18 protein-coding genes are annotated in these 18,938 nt (G+C 43.9%); 8 read left to right on the top strand and 10 right to left on the bottom strand.

Translation table 11 applies throughout. The features are described 5' to 3' along the window. The first annotated feature begins 30 nt into the window (after window positions 1–30). Together ABIB50_RS00510 and ABIB50_RS00505 are read left to right on the top strand one after the other, a co-directional pair. Window positions 31–1,584: an MFS transporter gene (locus tag ABIB50_RS00510; protein ID WP_429376319.1), complete on the top strand. Its 1,554-nt coding sequence runs from the start codon at window positions 31–33 to the stop codon at window positions 1,582–1,584. A 2-nt stretch (window positions 1,585–1,586) separates the two neighbouring features. Next, window positions 1,587–2,330, top strand: coding sequence for a DUF72 domain-containing protein (locus ABIB50_RS00505; protein WP_429376318.1), 744 nt, complete (start codon window positions 1,587–1,589; stop codon window positions 2,328–2,330). Between the two features lie 45 nt (window positions 2,331–2,375). Here ABIB50_RS00505 and ABIB50_RS00500 read toward each other — a convergent pair whose 3' ends face one another. From ABIB50_RS00500 to ABIB50_RS00470, 7 genes are all read right to left on the bottom strand, one after another. Then, a complete protein-coding gene (locus ABIB50_RS00500) occupies window positions 2,376–2,879 on the bottom strand; it encodes an RICIN domain-containing protein (RefSeq protein WP_429376317.1) in 504 nt (167 codons plus the stop codon). Window positions 2,880–2,887: 8 nt separating this feature from the next. Next, on the bottom strand, window positions 2,888–3,340 hold the full coding sequence (locus ABIB50_RS00495; RefSeq protein ID WP_429376315.1) for a DsrE family protein: 453 nt from the start codon (window positions 3,338–3,340) through the stop codon (window positions 2,888–2,890). A gap of 24 nt (window positions 3,341–3,364) precedes the next feature. Further along, window positions 3,365–4,270: a c-type cytochrome gene (locus ABIB50_RS00490; RefSeq protein ID WP_429376313.1), complete on the bottom strand. Its 906-nt coding sequence runs from the start codon at window positions 4,268–4,270 to the stop codon at window positions 3,365–3,367. 76 nt (window positions 4,271–4,346) lie between these two features. After that, a complete protein-coding gene (locus tag ABIB50_RS00485; protein WP_429376312.1) occupies window positions 4,347–5,345 on the bottom strand; it encodes a Hint domain-containing protein in 999 nt (332 codons plus the stop codon). An 18-nt stretch (window positions 5,346–5,363) separates the two neighbouring features. After that, window positions 5,364–6,536: a pyridoxal phosphate-dependent aminotransferase gene (locus tag ABIB50_RS00480; protein WP_429376310.1), complete on the bottom strand. Its 1,173-nt coding sequence runs from the start codon at window positions 6,534–6,536 to the stop codon at window positions 5,364–5,366. A 32-nt stretch (window positions 6,537–6,568) separates the two neighbouring features. After that, window positions 6,569–8,161 carry a flavin monoamine oxidase family protein gene (locus ABIB50_RS00475; protein WP_429376308.1) on the bottom strand — a complete coding sequence of 531 codons (1,593 nt, stop codon included), beginning with the start codon at window positions 8,159–8,161 and terminating at the stop codon, window positions 6,569–6,571. Window positions 8,162–8,341: 180 nt separating this feature from the next. Continuing rightward, window positions 8,342–9,754 (bottom strand): alpha-L-fucosidase, encoded by a 1,413-nt coding sequence (locus ABIB50_RS00470; RefSeq protein WP_429376307.1) that lies wholly within the window; start codon window positions 9,752–9,754, stop codon window positions 8,342–8,344. A 232-nt stretch (window positions 9,755–9,986) separates the two neighbouring features. Here ABIB50_RS00470 and ABIB50_RS00465 point away from each other — a divergent pair, with 232 nt between their 5' ends. Both ABIB50_RS00465 and ABIB50_RS00460 read left to right on the top strand, forming a co-directional pair. Beyond that, on the top strand, window positions 9,987–10,778 hold the full coding sequence (locus tag ABIB50_RS00465) for an endonuclease/exonuclease/phosphatase family protein (protein WP_429376306.1): 792 nt from the start codon (window positions 9,987–9,989) through the stop codon (window positions 10,776–10,778). A gap of 48 nt (window positions 10,779–10,826) precedes the next feature. Continuing rightward, a complete protein-coding gene (locus ABIB50_RS00460; RefSeq protein ID WP_429376304.1) occupies window positions 10,827–11,381 on the top strand; it encodes a C40 family peptidase in 555 nt (184 codons plus the stop codon). Between the two features lie 15 nt (window positions 11,382–11,396). Here ABIB50_RS00460 and ABIB50_RS00455 read toward each other — a convergent pair whose 3' ends face one another. Genes ABIB50_RS00455 through ABIB50_RS00445 form a run of 3 tightly spaced genes read right to left on the bottom strand, consistent with a single transcriptional unit; the run spans window position 11,397 to window position 15,970 of the window. Further along, a complete protein-coding gene (locus ABIB50_RS00455) occupies window positions 11,397–12,404 on the bottom strand; it encodes a carboxylesterase family protein (RefSeq protein ID WP_429376303.1) in 1,008 nt (335 codons plus the stop codon). A 37-nt stretch (window positions 12,405–12,441) separates the two neighbouring features. Next, window positions 12,442–13,527: a hypothetical protein gene (locus ABIB50_RS00450; protein ID WP_429376302.1), complete on the bottom strand. Its 1,086-nt coding sequence runs from the start codon at window positions 13,525–13,527 to the stop codon at window positions 12,442–12,444. Window positions 13,528–13,531: 4 nt separating this feature from the next. After that, window positions 13,532–15,970 (bottom strand): alpha/beta hydrolase-fold protein, encoded by a 2,439-nt coding sequence (locus ABIB50_RS00445; protein WP_429376300.1) that lies wholly within the window; start codon window positions 15,968–15,970, stop codon window positions 13,532–13,534. 721 nt (window positions 15,971–16,691) lie between these two features. Between ABIB50_RS00445 and ABIB50_RS00440 the strand changes: the two genes are divergently transcribed. The 4 genes from ABIB50_RS00440 to ABIB50_RS00425 all read left to right on the top strand — a co-directional run bounded on the left by ABIB50_RS00440 (window position 16,692) and on the right by ABIB50_RS00425 (window position 18,746). Beyond that, window positions 16,692–17,042, top strand: coding sequence for a hypothetical protein (locus ABIB50_RS00440; protein WP_429376298.1), 351 nt, complete (start codon window positions 16,692–16,694; stop codon window positions 17,040–17,042). Further along, window positions 17,039–18,049, top strand: coding sequence for an ATP-binding protein (locus tag ABIB50_RS00435; protein ID WP_429376296.1), 1,011 nt, complete (start codon window positions 17,039–17,041; stop codon window positions 18,047–18,049). Before ABIB50_RS00440 ends, ABIB50_RS00435 begins: the two co-directional genes overlap by 4 nt. A gap of 214 nt (window positions 18,050–18,263) precedes the next feature. After that, window positions 18,264–18,473, top strand: coding sequence for a hypothetical protein (locus ABIB50_RS00430; protein ID WP_429376294.1), 210 nt, complete (start codon window positions 18,264–18,266; stop codon window positions 18,471–18,473). An 87-nt stretch (window positions 18,474–18,560) separates the two neighbouring features. After that, window positions 18,561–18,746: a hypothetical protein gene (locus ABIB50_RS00425; RefSeq protein WP_429376293.1), complete on the top strand. Its 186-nt coding sequence runs from the start codon at window positions 18,561–18,563 to the stop codon at window positions 18,744–18,746. The last annotated feature ends 192 nt before the right edge of the window (window positions 18,747–18,938 follow it).

The raw sequence follows: 18,938 nt of genomic DNA, 5'->3' as shown, positions 1-18,938 counted from the left end.
ACTCAATTATTTTAACTACGTTAACTTACAATGGCAACAGTAGCGCTTAACAGTGCGGCAGGTAAATGGATAATGGTATCAACCATTCTCGCTTCGGCTATGGCATTTATTGATGCGACGGCCTTAAATGTGGTTTTACCGGCACTACAGCGAAGTTTAAAAGCTACGGGCGCCGATCTGTTCTGGATCTTGAACGCCTATCTCCTCATGCTGGCCTCACTTATTTTAATAGGTGGTGCCATGGGAGATAAGTTGGGTCGCAAAAAAATATTTATGGTGGGGATCTTTATCTTCATCACCGGCTCGGCGGCGTGTGGATTATCAGGCAGTGTTTTAACGCTGGTTATTTGCAGGCTTTTACAAGGCATTGGCGGGGCTTTAATGATACCCGGCAGCTTATCACTTATCTCATCATCCATCAACGCTAAAGAGCGTGGTAGAGCTATCGGCACATGGTCGGCATTTACTACAGTTGTAACTATGGGCGGGCCAATATTGGGTGGCGCCTTAGCCGATGCGGGCTTATGGCGCTATATATTTTTTATCAATGTTCCGTTTGGCGTAGCGGCCTTGCTAATGCTGGCTTTTAAAGTAACCGAGATAAAAGACCAGGATAACAAACAAAGCCTTGATTTTGCAGGCGCTATAACCATAGCCCTGGGTTTAGCTTTAATAACTTTTGGCTTTTTGCGTATGCCGGCTGTCGGCCTGGTTAATATCCAATCCTACGGCTCGGTTGTTGCCGGTACTGTTTTCCTGGTAATATTTATAATTATTGAAATAACGAGCACCAACCCAATGATGCCGCTTAAATTATTTTCCAACAGCACGTTTAGCGGCGCCAATTTACTTACGTTTTTCCTGTATGCAGGTTTGGGTGCAGGTATGTTGTTTTTATCGCTTAACCTTGTACAGATACAGGGGTATAGCCAATTGCAATCAGGATTAACTTTTTTGCCTTTTACGGTTTTAATGATAACCATTGCCCGCTTTGCCGGTAGTTTGGCCGACAAGCATGGCCCACGCTTATTTCTCGTACTTGGCCCTGCAATAGCCGGCGCAGGTTTGCTCATCTTATCGTTTGTTAAACAAACCGGCGGGCCGGCAGATTACTGGACTACTTTCTTCCCCGGTGTGCTGGTTTTAGGCCTGGGCATGTCCTTTACAGTTGCACCACTTACAGCCGCCGTAATGGCATCAGTAAGCGATCATTACTCGGGTACAGCATCGGGCATTAACAATGCTATGACGCGGATCTCGGGCGTGTTTGCTAACGCGATATTTGGCGCGCTGGCCGTGCTGTTCTTTTCGGGCGCTTTGCAATCACAAATAAAAACTGTTCCACTTAATACAAAAGACAAACAATTGGTAATGCAGCAAGTGACTGACCTGGGTAATGCCAAAGTGCCTGCAAATATTGCAGTTCAAGACAAACCTGTTATAGAAAAAGCCTATCACGAAGGGTTTATCAATGCTTACGCTAATATTATGAGAATATCCGCGGGGCTGGGTTTTTTAGGTGCGTTAATGGCATTAATTTTCATCCGTAATAAAACGGTTAACAAACAACCAGCGACTGCTTAGCTATGGATACCACCAAAAATTTTTATGCCGGCACCAGCGGCCTGTTAACACCCATACCCAAGCGCGATTTCCCGCCCGAACACCGGGACAGATCAAGGCTGTCCTATTACGCTACATTGTTTAATAGTTTAGAGATTAATAGCTCTTTTTATAAACTACCTAAAGCCGCTACAGTTACCAAATGGAGCAACGAAGTACCTGATGATTTTAAATTCACCTACAAATTATGGAAGGAGATCACCCATAACAAGGAGCTGGTTTTCAAACCGCAGGATGTACAAAATTTTATGCAGGCCATAGATATACCAAAAGCTCAAAAAGGCTGTTTGCTGATCCAACTACCACCCAGCAACACGATAGCAAATGCCACACAACTGGATAATTTATTAGCCACTGTTACCCAACTTAACAACGGCTGGAAATTAACGGTAGAATTCAGGCATCCGTCATGGTATAGCGACGATGTTTATGAATTGTTGGAGAAATATAATTCCAGTTTTGTATTGCATGATATGCCTGCTTCGGCGGCACCTATGCAGCCTATTGATACAGATGTAGTATATGTACGCTTTCACGGACCGGGTGGCCGGTACCGCGGTAGCTATGAAGACGATATTTTATATGAATACGGCTTGTACATTAAAGAGTGGGTGGAGGAAGGTAAAACCGTTTATATCTATTTTAACAATACCGCCGGTGATGCCTTGAATAACCTGGTTACACTAAACCAGTATGTCGGTACTTAATCTACAATGACTATACCACTTGCCCACGGTGGCTCTCAACATGGCTTACATAGTAGGCGCCTGCTCATAAATAAACCATTGCTGGTCGGGCGTACCTTTTTTGGCTGCCAATACAATAGCCGAATTTACTTCGCCTTTTGGATCGGCCGGAGTTAGGTACAGATCAGTACCTTTAAGTTTGATCAGGTAAGTATCTTTCTTAACCGGAATAAACTCATATTGCTGTTTAGCTTCGCCGGGAATAAGTAGCTGTTCGTTAAACGGCACATTTGCGCTCGCCAATGTTGTTGGCTGTAAGGTTTTATTACTAAAAAGGTTACGCAACTGGTAAGTGTTCGCCTCAGTCTTTTTAAAATCCCACGTCATACATTTCCAGTTCTCTGGATAATAGGCCACTATTGGGGTGCCGGTTTTTGAGTTAGCATCTTTAATGCGCAACAACATTCCGGTTTGCACATTTTTAATAGCATAATTACCCTTAATATCCTGCGCTGATGCAAACAGTCCGCTACATACAAAAGTTATTAATAGCAGTCCCTTTTTCATCATCTATATTATTATGGATGTACAATTGTCCAGCCCTCGTTACCGCGGATGATTATCTCGCCATTGCCGCTTGGTACGTAACCTATAAAGTCGAACAAAGTAGCTTTGTCAATTTTTCTTTCTCTGATGGTATTTTCACATTCAGCCAACACGACACCTTTTGCCTGTAAAGCTTTTAATTGCGACTCATACTTACCGGCTTTCAAAAACATAGTATATCCTCCTGCAAAAGCAACTAACTCTACTTCAACTTTACCTTTTAAACGCGGGTCTTCAATAGCATTGTTGATGTTGCGCAGTGTCATGCCTATTTTGGCAGACGCCGTATCGTCAACAAAATAAAGGGCTTTATAGTGTGGTAATTTTGCTTCAGCCCCTTTAAAATCTGCATTTGATTGTGCCGATGCAGTTTTTATTGATGCTACTGCTAAAATAATTACGAAGTATTTAACTAAGTTTTTCATGTATGTGTTGTTTAAAATATAAAGTTATGATTTTTTACCGGTTGATTTTCGCGCATCTGCAATTGGTTGGTAAGGGCCAAACTTATGCCGGCTTTCGCTAAATGGATCTGCGTACGGGCCAAACGGGAAATCAATAGGTTTCCTGCTTATATCCTTCCAGTCGTTACTTTGATCAAAATGTGGTCTTGGTTGCGAATTAACAAACGCAGCTACATTCCAGGCTTCTTCATCGGTTAATTGCGGGGTTTTATAAGTAGTGCCAAAAGGCATATTGCTTTTTACAAAAGCGGCAAACGTTGTTATACGGTAAAGGCCTGCGCCATCATTATAACTATCATTACCCCATAGCGGCGGGTAAGTATAAACCGCGCCGTTAGCAACTTTTAGTCCACGCCCTTCTGCGCCGTGGCAAACCTGGCATTTTTGCCTAAAAACCGCTTTGCCTTTTATCGGATCGGCAGGTTTATCCATGTAAGCCAGTTTTAAAACACTGCTGCCGGGTGGCTTCTGCCCTTTTGCTACACCTTTCCCCAACCACTTCATGTAAGCTACCATAGCTTTCATTTCGCGACTGGTGGTATCTAAGGCCCGCCCGTTCAAACTCCGCTGCATACAGCCATTAATACGCCCTGCTATTGACATTACATCGCCGGTACGCGGCATATATTGCGGGTAGTTGGCGGCGGTAGAAATAAGATTCAGTCCGTAATACTTAGTGCCGGCAGCGTTATGGCAATTCTGGCAATTCATACCATTAGTTAAATGACCAAGTTTGCCTTTGGGGCCAAAATAATAAGCCGTACGGGCAATCAGGTCCTTACCGTACAATATTTGTTTACCTGCAATATCTGTCGGGATTTTCCGCTGCTGCGCCTCCCCAGTAGTCACCCCAAATAAAACACCAATAATAAATAAAAACTGCTTGATCATAATTAGTTAACGCAAATAAACAAAAAAGCGGATAGTTTTAGGCTACCCGCTTTGTAACAGATTGATTGCTACAATACTATTTTTGCATTACCATAACACCGTTCATTGAAAATGTACTGCCTTTTTCGGCAACTATATTGTAAACCTTTTGCATACCGCCGCCATGCTCTGTCTTTTGCAGCACGGTAAAGGCTTCGTATTTGCCGGTTTGCTCGTTCAAGCAAAGCACCTGCTGACCTAACGCTACATCGCCCATTTTGGCGCTGCCGTCTTTGGTCATCATAGGGTGATTAGGTGTTGCTTTTAAAACTTTGGCACGCAGGTTAATATTTACTGCAGCTGCTGTATTCGTTTCGGTTGCCAATACCAGTACCAATTGCGTTAACGCATAGTTTTTAGCTGCATGTACTGTTAGCTCTCTAACTTTAGTTGCAGATGGTTGGTGCGTAATCGGGTCGACGGTAATTATCTTATCGCCGCTTTTAATATCTTTCAGCAGCTTTTTAGTTCCGTTACCCATAGTCACCAATTCATCGCCGGGGAAACAGATATCGTTACCATAAGTGGCCGATTCTTCTTTCATGTCCTTACCACCATTCAATACCTTGTATTGCTGAAAGCTCATTTCCTTTGAAAGCACATAAGATAACTTCAGAATAAAGTTTTTCTCTACTTTATTAATATCATCAATATCCTGAAAATAAGCCCCCCAAACCTTGCCGTCTGCAGTAAAATCGGGTACTAAAGCCTGGTAGCGTTTGCCCGTTTCGCTGGTATAAAATACCATCAGGCCAATTTCCTGCATACCCTCTTTGGCTATGAACTTGTAAAGGTCTATCCGTTTTTTTAAGTTATCGCTGCCGGTAATAAAGTATGGCTTCCGGCTTTCATAACGGTCAAGCACATAGGCACCGTCAAACTTAACATAGGTATCCTTGTCAAGGTCGGCAATAGTATAAGTTTTTGCCTTGGTATACTCATCCATTGTTAACGGGCGAGGGTTCGGGGTCTTTTGCTGTGCCGATGTAGTCGCGGTTACATACAGCAGGCAAAAGGTTAAAAATATATTACGCATTATTATTCCTGTTTGGTGTTATGATATTTGTTTAAAGGCATCGGCAAAAGCTTCCATTTCGTCCATACGGCCTATGCTGATCCGGCAATAATCTTTACCGTTCAGTTTCCAGGTACGGATACCTACGCCACGTTTGTACATCTCGTCAGAGAATTTATTCCGGTCCATTTTTAATGGGAACATCACAAAATTTGCCGATGACGGGATGTATTCGTAACCTTCTTTTTTTAACACACTATACAAATACTCTTTCGACGCCATCGTCTTTTTTAACGCATCCTGTAAAAAGTCTTTTTCCTGATAAGCAGCCATTGCAGCGGCAATGGTTGGAGCAGATAAGCCAAAGCCATCGGCATACTTAGATAGTGTCCCAATAATTTCGGGTTGAGTTATGATATAGCCACAGCGTAAACCGGCAAAACCATATAACTTAGAGAAGGTGCGGGCTACAATAACGTTCTGCCCTGCTTTAACACAGCCAATCATAGTTACAGCATCCGGATCTGGCAGATAGTTAATATAAGCCTCATCAACAAATACGGTAGTTTTTTTTGATACCCTGTCAATAAAGGCTTTCAATTTTGCAGTATCAACAACTGTCGCGGTAGGGTTGTTGGGGTTACAAATATAAACAAGACCTGTATTTGAGTTAACCTTCGCCTCCATAGCGTCAAGATCTAATTTATAATCAGGTGTCAACGGAACCTTTACCCATTTGGCGCCAAACTTTACGGCACGTGATGGCAGATCCTCGTAAGATGGATCGCCGGTGATGATATCTTTACCCCCCTCGCTATAATGCATAGCGGCAGCCATCAACAATGGTGTTGAACCCGCAGCCATCATGACATTATTAAATGGCGAAACACCTTCGTATTTAGCTATCTTCTCGGCCAGGTCGCCGATAGAACGCATAGGGTAACGGAAACTATTATCAATGGCTTCCATCAAAGCTTTCTTGGCAGCTGGTGATGGGCCGAACGGGTTCTCGTTTGCGTTTAACCTGGCTTTTAACTCGATAGGCGCACCTCTAAGGAACATTTCCTCGGTTAGCACTTCTTCACCCTGATTTAATTTTTTAATGAGGGGTGCAGCGGCCAGTTTATCTGCCGTACCACCCAGGAAGGCCAGTCCCCCGGCCATCATAGCGCTGGTTTTGATCCAGTTTCTGCGGTTAATTTCGTTTGACATCTTGTTACTGTTTTAGCGTGAGTTAGTTAATTTTATCCTTTAATATTTGTTGCGGGATAGCTTACCCGCTGTTCTGTTATGCGTGCATGTACCGCGCTTACCACACTCCTGGCCGACTCAAACGCGCCGGCCATCCACGCGTTTAAATAGGTTAAGTGCTCGCCGGCAAAGTATACCTGTTTATCCGGCTTTAATAATACCGGGTATTGGGTTTTTCGCGTCTCGGTATTGTACTCTGCCCATCCCCCTAAATTATATTTGGTTTTATGCCAGCTTACCGAGAACGATTTTTCAAACTCCTGATCATATTGCGGGTGTACTAACCGGCCTTTTTCCAAAGCCAGTTTTTCTCGCTCCGCATAGCTTAAATCGCCGGTGCGTTTTGCTTTATCATTAAAGTTATAATAACCTATTAGTATCCCCTTTTTACCAAGGTAATCGTATGATGGGTAGAAGATCTGGGTTAATTCGTTATTAGTATGGGTAATACCGCCATAAATATGGTCATCCTCCTCCCAAAACCGGCGTTTAAATTGCAGGCCTATCTTACCGGTCTTCATGTAGTTGATGTAGTCGATAGCACGGCTTACATCGCCCGAAAAATTATTATTGATGTTACTTAATACGGGCAGGGGGATGGTACAGATACAGATATCTCCCTGTAATTCATGTGCGCCTGCCGCATCCTTATAAGCTACCTTTACGCCTTCGGGCAGGTTGGTTATATTGGTTACCTCGGCACCTAACTTCAGCATAGGTGTTACTTTAGTTTGCAGGGCCTTAGCTATCATATCCATGCCCCCTATAGCCTGGAACATGGTCATTTGCAACTCATACGTATATTCGGCAACATTGTAAGAATCAGGGTCTAATAAACCGGATTGGATCATGTCTGCCAATTTATGCGGCTGGCCGATCTTCCCCGGTCTATCCCCTGCGCCCGGTGTTTCTGTATAGCCCCTGCGGGCCGATGCCTTATATAGCTTATCAATATCCAGCCCGCCTTCGGCAGCTAAGTATTCCAGTACTTTTTGCGCTTCTTCTTTAGTTAATGCTTTATCCAGGGTGCTGCTATCAACGCTCTTGGTAAGCAACTCGGCCATGTAGCCACGCATATCGTTATGAACTTCGCGTACGCGGATTTTTTTGTTGGATAGCGGCCCCTTACCTTCGGCAAAATAATAAGCCCCTTCGTTTACATTATTGTAAACCTGTATGGGCACATTTAATTCTTTGCAGTAATGTAAAGTAAGTTGATGATGGTGCGGGATGCGCGACGGGCCGGCGTTGAAGTAAAGGCCATCGTCAAATTTGGCTGTAGCGGTTGGTTTATCGGTTTCGGTATTGGTGCTGCCATTACGGATGCTCCAGCAACGCCCCCCGGCCCGGCTCCGGGCTTCTAAGATTGTACAATTATAGCCCAGCTTATTCAGCTCGTAAGCACAGGTCATACCTGCAAGGCCTCCGCCTAAAATAATTATCTTTTTGCCGTTGCCGTTACCTTCCAGGTTAAACGCGTGGGCGGGTGCCGGGCGCAGCATGCCCAACGCCAGCATTGCCGGGTACGCCCCGCCAGCCAGCATTGATCCTTTGCTTAAAAAACTTCGCCTGGAAATTGTTTCCAATGTACAACCGTGCTAAAAACCAATAAAAATTCAGTTAACTATAAACGCCGCTAAGCGTTTACGATTGAAATTTAACTAATTTTTAACACAATGTCAATTTTGTTGAAAAACAACTCAAAAATTCAACAAATCATTACAACAAGTCTATTAAATCTATAGAATTTAATAGATATTCATAATCTATCGTTGCTCGTTGTAAACCTCGAATTCGGATATTGATGGTGTACGGTTATAGCCAATAATTTGCATACGGATTTTGTTGGCCCAAATGCGGTTAAAGCGATGTATTTTTACGTTGGTAGTTTTATCACCATCTAATATCGGCTTCCACTCACCTGCCGCGTAATATTCCAGTTTGTATTTGTTGATATTGGCACGGCGCTCGGCTATTACAATGGTATTCAAACCGGTTTCATGTTTAAAGCTGATCTCGTACCATGGTTGTTTAATGGTTGGGCTTGATTGCCATGAAGTATTAAAGCTGTCATCATTGGCAAAGTCGCTGATATTCATATCATCGCTCCAGCTTGAATTGGCTGCCTGGTTTTTAGCCAGGTTTGATGATATAATAGGCGCATCATTATCTGGCAATGCAGCCAATGGGCCATCGTTTTTCCAGATCTTGCCTATTTCTTTTAACTCGGCAATAGCATTATCATCAAACAAACCGTCTTTATTTGGCGCTACATTAAGGATGAAGTTACAACGGTCATTATTTAATTTAATCAAATAATCATTAACCAAACTGGCTGCAGTTTTAACTGGTGTAGTCGGGAAGTTTGATTTCCAAAACCATGAGCTTTGGATAGGCAAACAGGCTAATGCAGGCATGGTATTGCTGCCAGCTTCCATACGCTGGCCGGCACCCATTTCGTATGTTTTTATATCAGTATAGTATAAGCCCAATTTAGGATATTTGGCACCGTTCAAATCCATCAATAAGCAGTCAGGCTGTAGTTTTTTTACCAGGTGATAGATATCCTCGAAAGAGATATCATCATAGCTTATACGCGACCATGGGGCATCCCAGCCATCAATAACCAGGGCTTCTATCTTGCCATATTTGGTTAGCAGCTCGGTTATTTGGGTTTTAACCATTTCTATATGGCTTGGTGTGATCTGGTTAGGGCGTAGTTTGTGGTGGGTATCCAATATCGAATAATACAACCATACCTTTATGCCATTTTTGCGGAAAGCGTCAACATATTCTTTTACAACATCGCGCTTAAGCGGGCTGTTCATTACGTTATAGTCGGTGCTTTTGGTATCCCATATACAAAAGCCACTATGGTGCTTGGTGGTTAAGCAACCGTAGGTCATGTTGGCCGATTTTGCCGCTTTAGCCCATTGGTCGCAATTTAATTTGGTTGGATTAAAGTTTGATGGTGATGCTTCCGGGTCGGGCCAATCGGCATCCATATATGTTGGGATGTTAAAGTGGATGAACATACCAAAACGCTCATCGATAAATTGCTGCTGTAGTTTTTTCAGATGCTGATTTGCCGTAGCATCAACAGCGGTTGTTTGTGCCTGCGCCGCAAACACGGTTAAAAAAAGAAACAATGCTACCAGGTGCAATCTTTTAAATATCATAGTTATGGTTTTAAACTTTAGCTAATTTAGTTATTATGGATCGATATCGTTGTTTGACTTAATAAGTCAACAACTCATACCTTACCAATCCAAAGAAATAGAATTAAAGCGGTGTAATATTTTAGGTTTTTACCTAATTAGTAAGGCATATTATCCTGTTTTATTTATTGCTATTGGTTTGATAGTTAAAATCAGCTTACATTAGTCCCTATAAAGCCAATCAATTGTTACTATGAAGAAGTATTTATCCCTAACGTTTATAATCATCCTTACAGGGTCATGCACTGTACACAAGTCGCAGGTGTCTGCAACAAACATCATACGCATAATGAGCTACAATGTGCGCCATTGCAGCCCGCCCGCAACCGGCTTAATTGATATTGACGGAACAGCTGCCGCTATCAAAAACCAAAACCCGGATATAGTGGCCCTACAGGAGATAGACGTAAATACCGGCAGGGATGGAAAGATTGACGAGGCCGTTGAACTTGGAAAGAAAACGGGTATGAATGTTTATTTTGGCAAGGCGATTGATTACGGCGGCGGCGAATATGGCGTAGCCATCCTATCCAAATACAACTTGATTAACCCGGTAGTACATAAACTGCCTACCCTTGAAAGCACCAAAGGCGAACACCGCGTATTGCTTACCGCCGAGATCCGTTTACCGGGCGGTAAATCCATTATGTTTGGCACCACGCATTTAGATGCGCAAGGCCCACCAACCAACCGCGACCTGCAAATAAAGGAGATCATCGATATTGCTAAAACCATAAAACTACCATTTATACTGGCCGGCGACCTGAACGCGCAACCGGGAACAAACGTTATTAATAAACTGGACCAGCACTTTACCCGAAGCTGCCAAACCTGTGGTTTTACTATTCCCGCTGATAGGCCCAACAAAACGATTGATTATATCAGTTTCACCCCGGGATCTGACTTTAAAGTAATTTCACACGAAGTAATAGTTGAGCCCAAAGTATCAGACCATGCGCCTATTTTGGCGGTATTGAAATATTAACCTTGCAGCAGCGACAGAACATTTGTCCCTGTTTTGCGTAGTGTAAGTATGCGTATGTATAATTTAGCGTTCATCCTGTTAATCAATCTATTTTCGTGCAGCGGCCCGGACCCTATCGAAGCGAAAATATATCCGCCGCTTGATGTCAGCAAGGCTGATAGTGTGCACCGCTACACCAACATACTTACCGGCAGTACTACACCTGTTCAAGTTATAGGGTTCGCGCATACGCTTATTGGTATCCCGTATAAATATGGATCGATAGACCCGGCGCAGGGATTTGATTGCTCGGGTTTTATTACCCATGTGTTTAACCACTTTGGGATATTGGTGCCCCGTACATCCGCAGATTTTAATTATGTGGGCCGCGAGGTCGACCTTAAAAATGCCAAACCCGGCGATTTGATACTATTTACCGGCACAGACAGCACCATCCGTAAAATAGGCCATATGGGCATCATTATTAACCAGCCTAAAGAAGGGTTAAAGTTTATTCATTCCACATCGGGCAAAGCCTGGGGAGTTACAGAAACTCCACTTAACACTTATTATATGGGCAGGTATATGAAAACCATCCGCATATTTTCTAAAAATGACAGGTAGTTAACACGGCGTTTGTTAGTGGCAACCCATAATCACCTTATCAAATTCGCCGCCTTTAGCTTTCCCCTGCATCACCTTGTGAAAAAAGCAGGCTGTATTACTGGCTATAACTTTACCCGTAAACTCTACAGGGCCATGCTTGCCACCTATTGATGTATTAAATACTGCCACCTTCCCTGCTGCTACCATTTGCCTGTAAAGACACGCCGAACCAAACAACTCAGGTACACGTGTGCAATTTGGCATGTAATATCCCCTATCATATGGTACAGTTTTATCGGCAGTGCCGTGGTAAAATATGGTTGGTAAAGCGGTTTTTTTGTTGATGAGTGTAGAATCAGGTAAAGCGCCCCACATATCACAAATGCCTTTTATTTTAAATTTGTTAGTGTATTTATTGCTGGCTGTATCAATATTGCCTAAAGCAGTAACGGCGACAGCAAACTTATCATTAGCAAATTTTTGGTTTACGTAGGCAATATCAAGCGCGGTAATAGCACCTGCACTACCCCCGCCAATAAATAACCATTTTGCATCTATATGATACTGACCGGCATTTGCTACCAGGAAACGCATAGCTGCGTGAGTATCCTGTATGGCGCGATAATTAGCCAGCGTCAGGCTATTTACATCAACTTTATCGCATCCGCCAAGGGCGCTTAGGGCATTCCAGCCCAGGCGGTAATCTATAGAAACTGCCACAAAACCTGAATCGGCCAGTTCTTTACAATGTGTGGTTAGATTGCCTTTGCTTCCGTTTAAGAATGTACCACCATGTATCAGCATCACCATTGGATAGGTTTTACCGGGGGCTACATTGGGTGGAAAGTAGATATCCATTATTAAGCTTTGCTGTTTGCCATCGGCATTAACATTGCTGCCGTAAATTACGTCGCGCAGGCTGGTATCTTTTTGTTGGTATTTAACTATAGTTGCAGCCCCGGTCTTCCATGACGAAAAACCTATCGCTAATAATAAACAGACTACAATACAAGTAATAGGAATTTTAATAATTTTTAACATCGCTTTAAATGCTTTTAATGTGGTTCAATTTAAACATTTATTGCTTAATTAGCTCTGCTACAGTTTTACGGGTAAGGCCATAATAAAACTTCTGACCGGTGTAATATGGCTCCCGCAACTCAAAGTTTTCAAACGCAGGGCCGCCGGGCAGGTCTACATATTGTTTGGGATCTTTACTGGCTACGGCCCAATACTTTGTCCGTCCGTTTACCCTTACTACAGTCGAACGGTCATAACCTGTGGCATCCTTACGCCAGTATTGTGTCAGTTTAAAATTGGGTCGATATCGCCAGCCCCGTTTAGCAATGTAAGCACTGTCAGTGGGCCATGAGGTTAACTCTGCAAGGGTTTCGCTTGATGTTGCTATCGCGATGGGGCTGCCATCCTTAAGCCGCAGGAATTGAGCTATCGGATAGGCTTCTTTTTCAATAAAATCAATACCTGTATACCCGCTATACAGTTTCCTGGAATCTATAACCCCATTATTAAGGTGCAACAGCCTTAAGCGCGAATAGTTACCCATGGTAGCGGTAAGCGCGCATCTATCCATTTTGGCGCTGTTTGCTTTATTAAATAGCTCAATACCTATTTCTTCGGGCCGGTCGCTGCGGATGCTTAGCTTGAGGTAAGGGTTGGCTTTGTCTAAGAACTGTTCGGTAAATACAAATAAGGTTAGTTGTTCTGTCTCTGGTTTGTTAGGGTCTGGGTGAGATATGATGCCCCTGCTTAAACTGGCGGGATTATAGGCATTATCCGTTTCGTTATCGCTTGCCCAAAACACCTTACCCCATCTACCATCAATAGCCGAGGGCGAGATCTCACTAAACTCCATCTTACTATCAACCACAGGCTCAATGGCGATATAATTGATGAGGTATACCTTGCCCCCGTACTCATAGCCTACCCTTATTAACCCCCGCGGGCCACCGGTACCTTTATCACCAGTCTCAACGCCGTTGGGCCATATGCTAAATACAATGCCGTTATGTATCCCCCAGGTTTTACTGCCCGATGCTGTTTCGGGCCTTATCCAGGCTATCTTATCCTGCGCCTGTGCTACCCCAAAGGCCGACAAGATCAGTATCAGCATACATCCCCTAACACCTATATTTTTAAAAAGCATGTTACTATTGCACCTTCCACTGGTTATCATAAAAGCTTGCATGCACAACCTGGTTTATCCCATCCTTTAACATACCTAACCTAAACACCATTATATCGGCAAAGCCGCTGCCACCGGTAAAGTACTGGTTGGCATTGGCAGCGTTCATACCTTCAATGCCTGTTCCGGCAATTACGGCTATCGTGTTATCGGCGGTGCCTGCCATCGGCCAAACAAAGTAAGCGGCAAGGTCGGTACCGGTAAACTGTTTGGTGCCTACTTTAATACTGCCGTTGGCTACCGATACCGGGCAATCGCTCAGCAAGGTTTTCCAGGCAGCGTTGGTATTAGCATTGCCTATCAGCACCACATTGCGGCCCGGGTATTTAGCTTTCGAATATTCCTTATCACTGATGATATCAAAAGCCCCGTTACCGCGGTAATACCAGCTCTCGGAATCATAGCGTGCCTTACCTATGGCCCATTGCTGCTCCTGCACGGTACCACCGGTGGCATATACGTATAGCAGGTTTTTATTAAAGCCCTCTTTAAACGAACCGTTGCGGTGCGGGCCTTTGTCATGCAGATCAGGCTGGTCAACAAGCTTCCATTCTTTATCGGCTTTTTTTAGGTAGATGCTGTCATTATTGCTTAGCGTGGTGTATTTAATTGCGGCCAGGTCATCCAGCATAACATTCACGGTCCGGCCTTTGTCAAAGCCTGAAAGCTTTAGCTTAAGCAGCTCGACATTCTCTGACGTGCCTGATATGGTGCTTGATTTATTATTCCTTTTTAGCTGTATCCTGCTGTACAGGAACGGCACCACTTGCTGGTATATCGTTGCCCAATGGTTGGAGGCCGATATCCCAGGACTGGCCGTCGTAAAGTCAATCACATTAATATCATTATCCTTTGGTATGGTATGCCTTTTAAACATATCAAATATCGGCTGAAAATCCACCGCCTCATCGCTCCACCAATGCGAGCCGCCCGGGTACTCGTAATACTGAAAATCGGCATGGAAACCGGCTAACAACTGCTTCATCTGCCGGGCAAACATTACCGGTACGGTTTCATCCGCGTCGCCATGTAAGATATGTACAGCTACCTGCTTGTAGTTCTGCGCCAGTTTGGGCACATCGCTTTGGTTGCTTGCGCTTAACAGCAGCTTGCCGAAGGCGGTCGAGCTGGTATCCGGGATGATCCCATCTGCCGACCCATAAGTTTTCAATGTAGGGTAACCCGAGCATGGCGCAATCACCGCCCATTTATCCGGGTACGTGGCACCCAGGAACCAGGTACCATGCCCACCCATCGAGTGGCCGGTAAGGTAAATATGCTGCGGGTCGGGTTTAAATTCGTTTTTGGCTATGGCCAATACCTCCAGCGCGTCAAGGCGGCCCCAGTCTTCCCAGTTAAAGCCACGCGGGCGGCGATTGGTAGGGCTAACCAGGTTGCCCCAGTCTTTAGATTTATAGGCCCTTACCTGGTTAATAGCCTCAACCCCTGCACCGTGTACCGAAAAGAACAGCGCCGCCCCATCCACCTGGCCGCCAACCTGTGGCGCTACCGAGTAGTATTGCAGGCTGCCGTCAATAGCGCTCACAAACGTTTCGCTGTATTTATCGCCTTTGGTTACGCCTTCAATTTTAAGGGTGGCCCTGTCAATTAACTTTCCGTTTTGCTGCAGTTCAAGCGCGCAATCGTTCATGCCTTTCCCCTGTATAGTGGTGCCGTCAATATCAAAATAAACCTTACGGGTAGCGTAAGCGGGGATGGCTTGCAGTGTGCTCCGGGCCTGTTTGCCGCCCAGCGTACTTACAATTTGCAGGTTGGTAAGCCTTAAGGCGGTAGTATTAATAACCACTACACCCACCTTCATTTTAGCCGTGCCGCTGCCTGCCGGGATAATCGGCCTGGTAGCATCCCTTACGTCCAGTAATACCGGTTTATCGGGGAACGTCAGGCTGCCCTGCACTACCCTGCCGCGGGCGAAGAAATCGTTACGGCCCTTTTTTAGTTTAACTACAATGTTCATCCAGCCAAAACTGTATGGGTCGCCCATGTGCGGCTGGCCGTTTACGAAGACTGCGCTGTTACCGCTAAAGTTTAATATGGCCACCTGTTCCTTTGGCGAGTCGTAGCCGAAGTACAGATAGCTGCCCTCGCCGCCCCGCAGTCTGAATTTCTTAGCAGTGTCAGCCGTTACCTTCGTCCATTTTTGGTCGGGGTTTGTACCCAGGGTAGCGCCCTCTGCCGGGGTTTTAACGGTGGCCGTATACAGGGCGTACGCCAACGCGTCCTGGTAAAACGCCGCCCGGTTATAATTGGCGCTAACCCTTATGGAAAGCCCACTGGTGAAATTATAAACGTTTTGAGCCGATGCCTTGAAACTTAACGACATCACTACCAGCAGCATACCACCAAACAGGCGTACCGCAAATTGCAAAGGGGATTTGGTCATATACAAACCTAATAAAAAAAGAGGCGTTGGCAAAGGCAGATATGATAGTGTTTGGCGTGCTTGTTTTGTTTCACAAAAACGCGAGACAAATGAAACAAGTGAAACAGGATTTCGACTTAACAGCTTGAAAATAAGAAATTTGCCAAAAACCGATGAAACAAAATGAAACAACTTATACGTCATGATTTTTACACATTATTTTACTATTTGTGACTGATAATCAAATAATTGTAAAATGATAGTTTTTTGGGGATTGAAACAGGCTTTTTGTTTCAGGGTGAAACAAAAATCAAACAACTTTTAAGTAAGTATTTTGACGTTCAATTTACCTGTTAGGTACTGATGCTCAAACAAATGAAAATTGCTTATTTTGGCGGCGTGATAAGTTTAGTGAAACAACACACTGTTTAAATAATGTAAGAATATCATTATTCTTAAAAGGAGTGACTAAAAGTTAGTATTTTTAACCGTGTAAAAATCGATATTGCAAATACCTTAACCTTCGCATGGCACATAATTTATATATTCAATATAAAACGTTTTTAAATAAGGTGTTTTTATGGTTTTGGCGCGGTACGCGGGAAGATACACTGTCAATATCACGATTTGCAATTACGGTACCCACATATACCCGGATAGCACCCGTTTATACCTGCTTTATTCCAGCAACTTTAAAACAATTAAATCAACCACCTAATCATAATAAATTACCCAATGATTTATGATAAAAGAGCCCACATTTAAGTATACTATCAACCTTAGTTTCCAGGAAATTAAGCTCCCTCCTTTCCAGGACATCCTTATTTTGGGCCGCAACGGCAGCCAGGGCAAACTTGGCTTACGTAAATCGTTCGAAATGCTGATGCCTAACGGCTATGAGATGTTTGAGGTCGATCACGAAAAGGTGGAGGCGGTTTTTATTAATAAGCGGTTGCTCGCTAAACTATCGGTCACAAAAATCCTCGCTATATTAAGGGAAAGGGTTTTTGATTTTATATCAGACGGCGAATTGATCAAAGTAGATTTTAAATTAAAAATAACGATGGCGGAAATTGAAATTGAGGACCTATGACCATCGATAAGCTCTTCCGGAGGCAATATGAAACCGCCGATGCCTACAAGGGTGTCGAGTCTATAAGGCATGCCCTGTCTACCCAACCCGCACTTGTGGTTTTAGATGACGAAAAAATATTCGGCATCATCACCGCCGGTGATGTTGCCTCAAGCACTTATAATTTAATAGCCGACTGTGTCAAGCTTAAACCTACGGTATATCCCACTCAAAAAGTGTCCGAAGTGCTGGCCATCATGAACGAATCGTTCTGCGAGGCTTTACCGGTTAACGAGGGCAGCGTCTTTTCAGGTATCATTTGCCGCGAAGATATTTTAAATTATTACCAGCGGGTAAGTTTATATAACCAACGGCAGCTCCAGGGCCTGGCGCACGACCTGCGAAACCCCTTAACAAATATTTACACCATCAATAACCTGCTGGCCGACAATATAAAAAAACAGGAAAATAAAGAGCTAATAGGCTATTCGCGTCAGTCTGTCGATTATATCCTGGAACTGCTTAACCTGTTCCTGGAATCAGAATATCTAACTGAAAGCGTTGTTCAATATAATGAAGTGAATGTTAATGAAATTCTTGAACGCTGCTATACGCAGGCTAAGCTGGCGCTTACCGAAAAAAATATTACCCTTACGCATGTACCTAAAGCAACAAAGGCTACCGTATCCGGCAATGCCGTGCACCTGCAGCGGGTGTTCGGCAATTTGCTCAGCAACGCCATAAAATTCAGTTACCCCGGCGACCAGATTACTGTAACCGCCGAAAATACCAGGGCCGAATTAATCGTCAGCATCGCCGACCGGGGCATAGGCATCCCGGAGGAACTGAAAGCTTCCATCTTCGAGAAATTCACGCCGGCGGGCCGACCGGGCACCTCGGGCGAAACCACCACCGGCCTGGGTTTATACATCTGCAAGCTGCTGGTCGAGCAACATCAGGGCACCATCCGCATCAACGACAATACCACCAAGGGGGCCGTCTTTCACGTCAGCCTCCCTTTGATCTAACCTTGTAATACAAATGCAGCTATTAATTTTTTCATGATCCGGGTTTTGGCGCGATAATGCTATTTCAATATTACCAAATATTTGACGGTTAACAATTAGATTTGGCGCGAGTGCATTTCATAATAAGAAAATTTTAGTTAAAAGCAATAAATAATTAACTGAAATGTTGCATATTACTTGCAAATTACAGTCGATTTCCATTAAAAAAAATTACATGAAAAAAACCTGGTCGAAACCCGAGCTCTATATACTCAGCCAAGATCCTTTGCAGGCAAAACATCTGAATACTGTACGTGAGGGTACCGGTCATTATGTTACTACTACATTTGGGTATAAAGGATTTGTGAATGCCGGCGGCACCAAAGTTGTTGAGATCGGTACCCCCGGCAACCCGCTCAATCACAAATCGGACCTACTTTCTTAAGCCCTTCGGGTAGGTTCCAGCCACCCAAAAACAACAAAAACTTATTTAACCCTGCGTTGTTAGCTGATTATATAAACCGTAAATCATATGAAAATTTTAACAGTCCCCGGCGATCCGCATGGCGTAAACGCTATTATGGTGTCAAAAACAGAAGAGTTTCATGATCATGATGTTGTGCGCCTCAGTTCGGCCGACGGCAGCCAGTCGGTTGAAAGACGAATTTTTAGGGTTGTAGATGCCGGCGAAGATAAGTGGGAACTACAGTTTGAATAATAACACTGCCACAGTTTAAAATTAACCTGCCCGCTGAAGTTTTTATAGCTTCGGCCCTATACAGCTACGCCTACCCGTGTACTAAACCGGGATAAATAGATCCCCCCTCTCATTTTGCCTTGCATATCCTGCATCGATGCCTTATATTTATTACCGAAAAATATTAACCAAAAAAATATAATTGCTTAAAAC

The sequence above is a fragment of the Mucilaginibacter sp. UYCu711 genome (assembly GCF_050433825.1).
In the GTDB taxonomy this organism is placed as follows: Bacteria; Bacteroidota; Bacteroidia; order Sphingobacteriales; family Sphingobacteriaceae; genus Mucilaginibacter.
The sequence above is the reverse complement of the archived record's forward strand: the minus strand, read 5'-3'. Positions and strand labels throughout refer to the sequence as shown.

Coding starts and splice junctions, on each gene's coding strand:
- ABIB50_RS00510 (WP_429376319.1), top strand. CDS start 31: ATGGCAACAGTAGCGCTTAACAGTGCGGCAGGTAAATGGATAATGGTA.
- ABIB50_RS00505 (WP_429376318.1), top strand. CDS start 1,587: ATGGATACCACCAAAAATTTTTATGCCGGCACCAGCGGCCTGTTAACA.
- ABIB50_RS00500 (WP_429376317.1), bottom strand. CDS start 2,879: ATGATGAAAAAGGGACTGCTATTAATAACTTTTGTATGTAGCGGACTG.
- ABIB50_RS00495 (WP_429376315.1), bottom strand. CDS start 3,340: ATGAAAAACTTAGTTAAATACTTCGTAATTATTTTAGCAGTAGCATCA.
- ABIB50_RS00490 (WP_429376313.1), bottom strand. CDS start 4,270: ATGATCAAGCAGTTTTTATTTATTATTGGTGTTTTATTTGGGGTGACT.
- ABIB50_RS00485 (WP_429376312.1), bottom strand. CDS start 5,345: ATGCGTAATATATTTTTAACCTTTTGCCTGCTGTATGTAACCGCGACT.
- ABIB50_RS00480 (WP_429376310.1), bottom strand. CDS start 6,536: ATGTCAAACGAAATTAACCGCAGAAACTGGATCAAAACCAGCGCTATG.
- ABIB50_RS00470 (WP_429376307.1), bottom strand. CDS start 9,754: ATGATATTTAAAAGATTGCACCTGGTAGCATTGTTTCTTTTTTTAACC.
- ABIB50_RS00465 (WP_429376306.1), top strand. CDS start 9,987: ATGAAGAAGTATTTATCCCTAACGTTTATAATCATCCTTACAGGGTCA.
- ABIB50_RS00460 (WP_429376304.1), top strand. CDS start 10,827: ATGCGTATGTATAATTTAGCGTTCATCCTGTTAATCAATCTATTTTCG.
- ABIB50_RS00455 (WP_429376303.1), bottom strand. CDS start 12,404: ATGTTAAAAATTATTAAAATTCCTATTACTTGTATTGTAGTCTGTTTA.
- ABIB50_RS00450 (WP_429376302.1), bottom strand. CDS start 13,527: ATGCTTTTTAAAAATATAGGTGTTAGGGGATGTATGCTGATACTGATC.
- ABIB50_RS00445 (WP_429376300.1), bottom strand. CDS start 15,970: ATGACCAAATCCCCTTTGCAATTTGCGGTACGCCTGTTTGGTGGTATG.
- ABIB50_RS00440 (WP_429376298.1), top strand. CDS start 16,692: ATGATAAAAGAGCCCACATTTAAGTATACTATCAACCTTAGTTTCCAG.
- ABIB50_RS00435 (WP_429376296.1), top strand. CDS start 17,039: ATGACCATCGATAAGCTCTTCCGGAGGCAATATGAAACCGCCGATGCC.
- ABIB50_RS00430 (WP_429376294.1), top strand. CDS start 18,264: ATGAAAAAAACCTGGTCGAAACCCGAGCTCTATATACTCAGCCAAGAT.
- ABIB50_RS00425 (WP_429376293.1), top strand. CDS start 18,561: ATGAAAATTTTAACAGTCCCCGGCGATCCGCATGGCGTAAACGCTATT.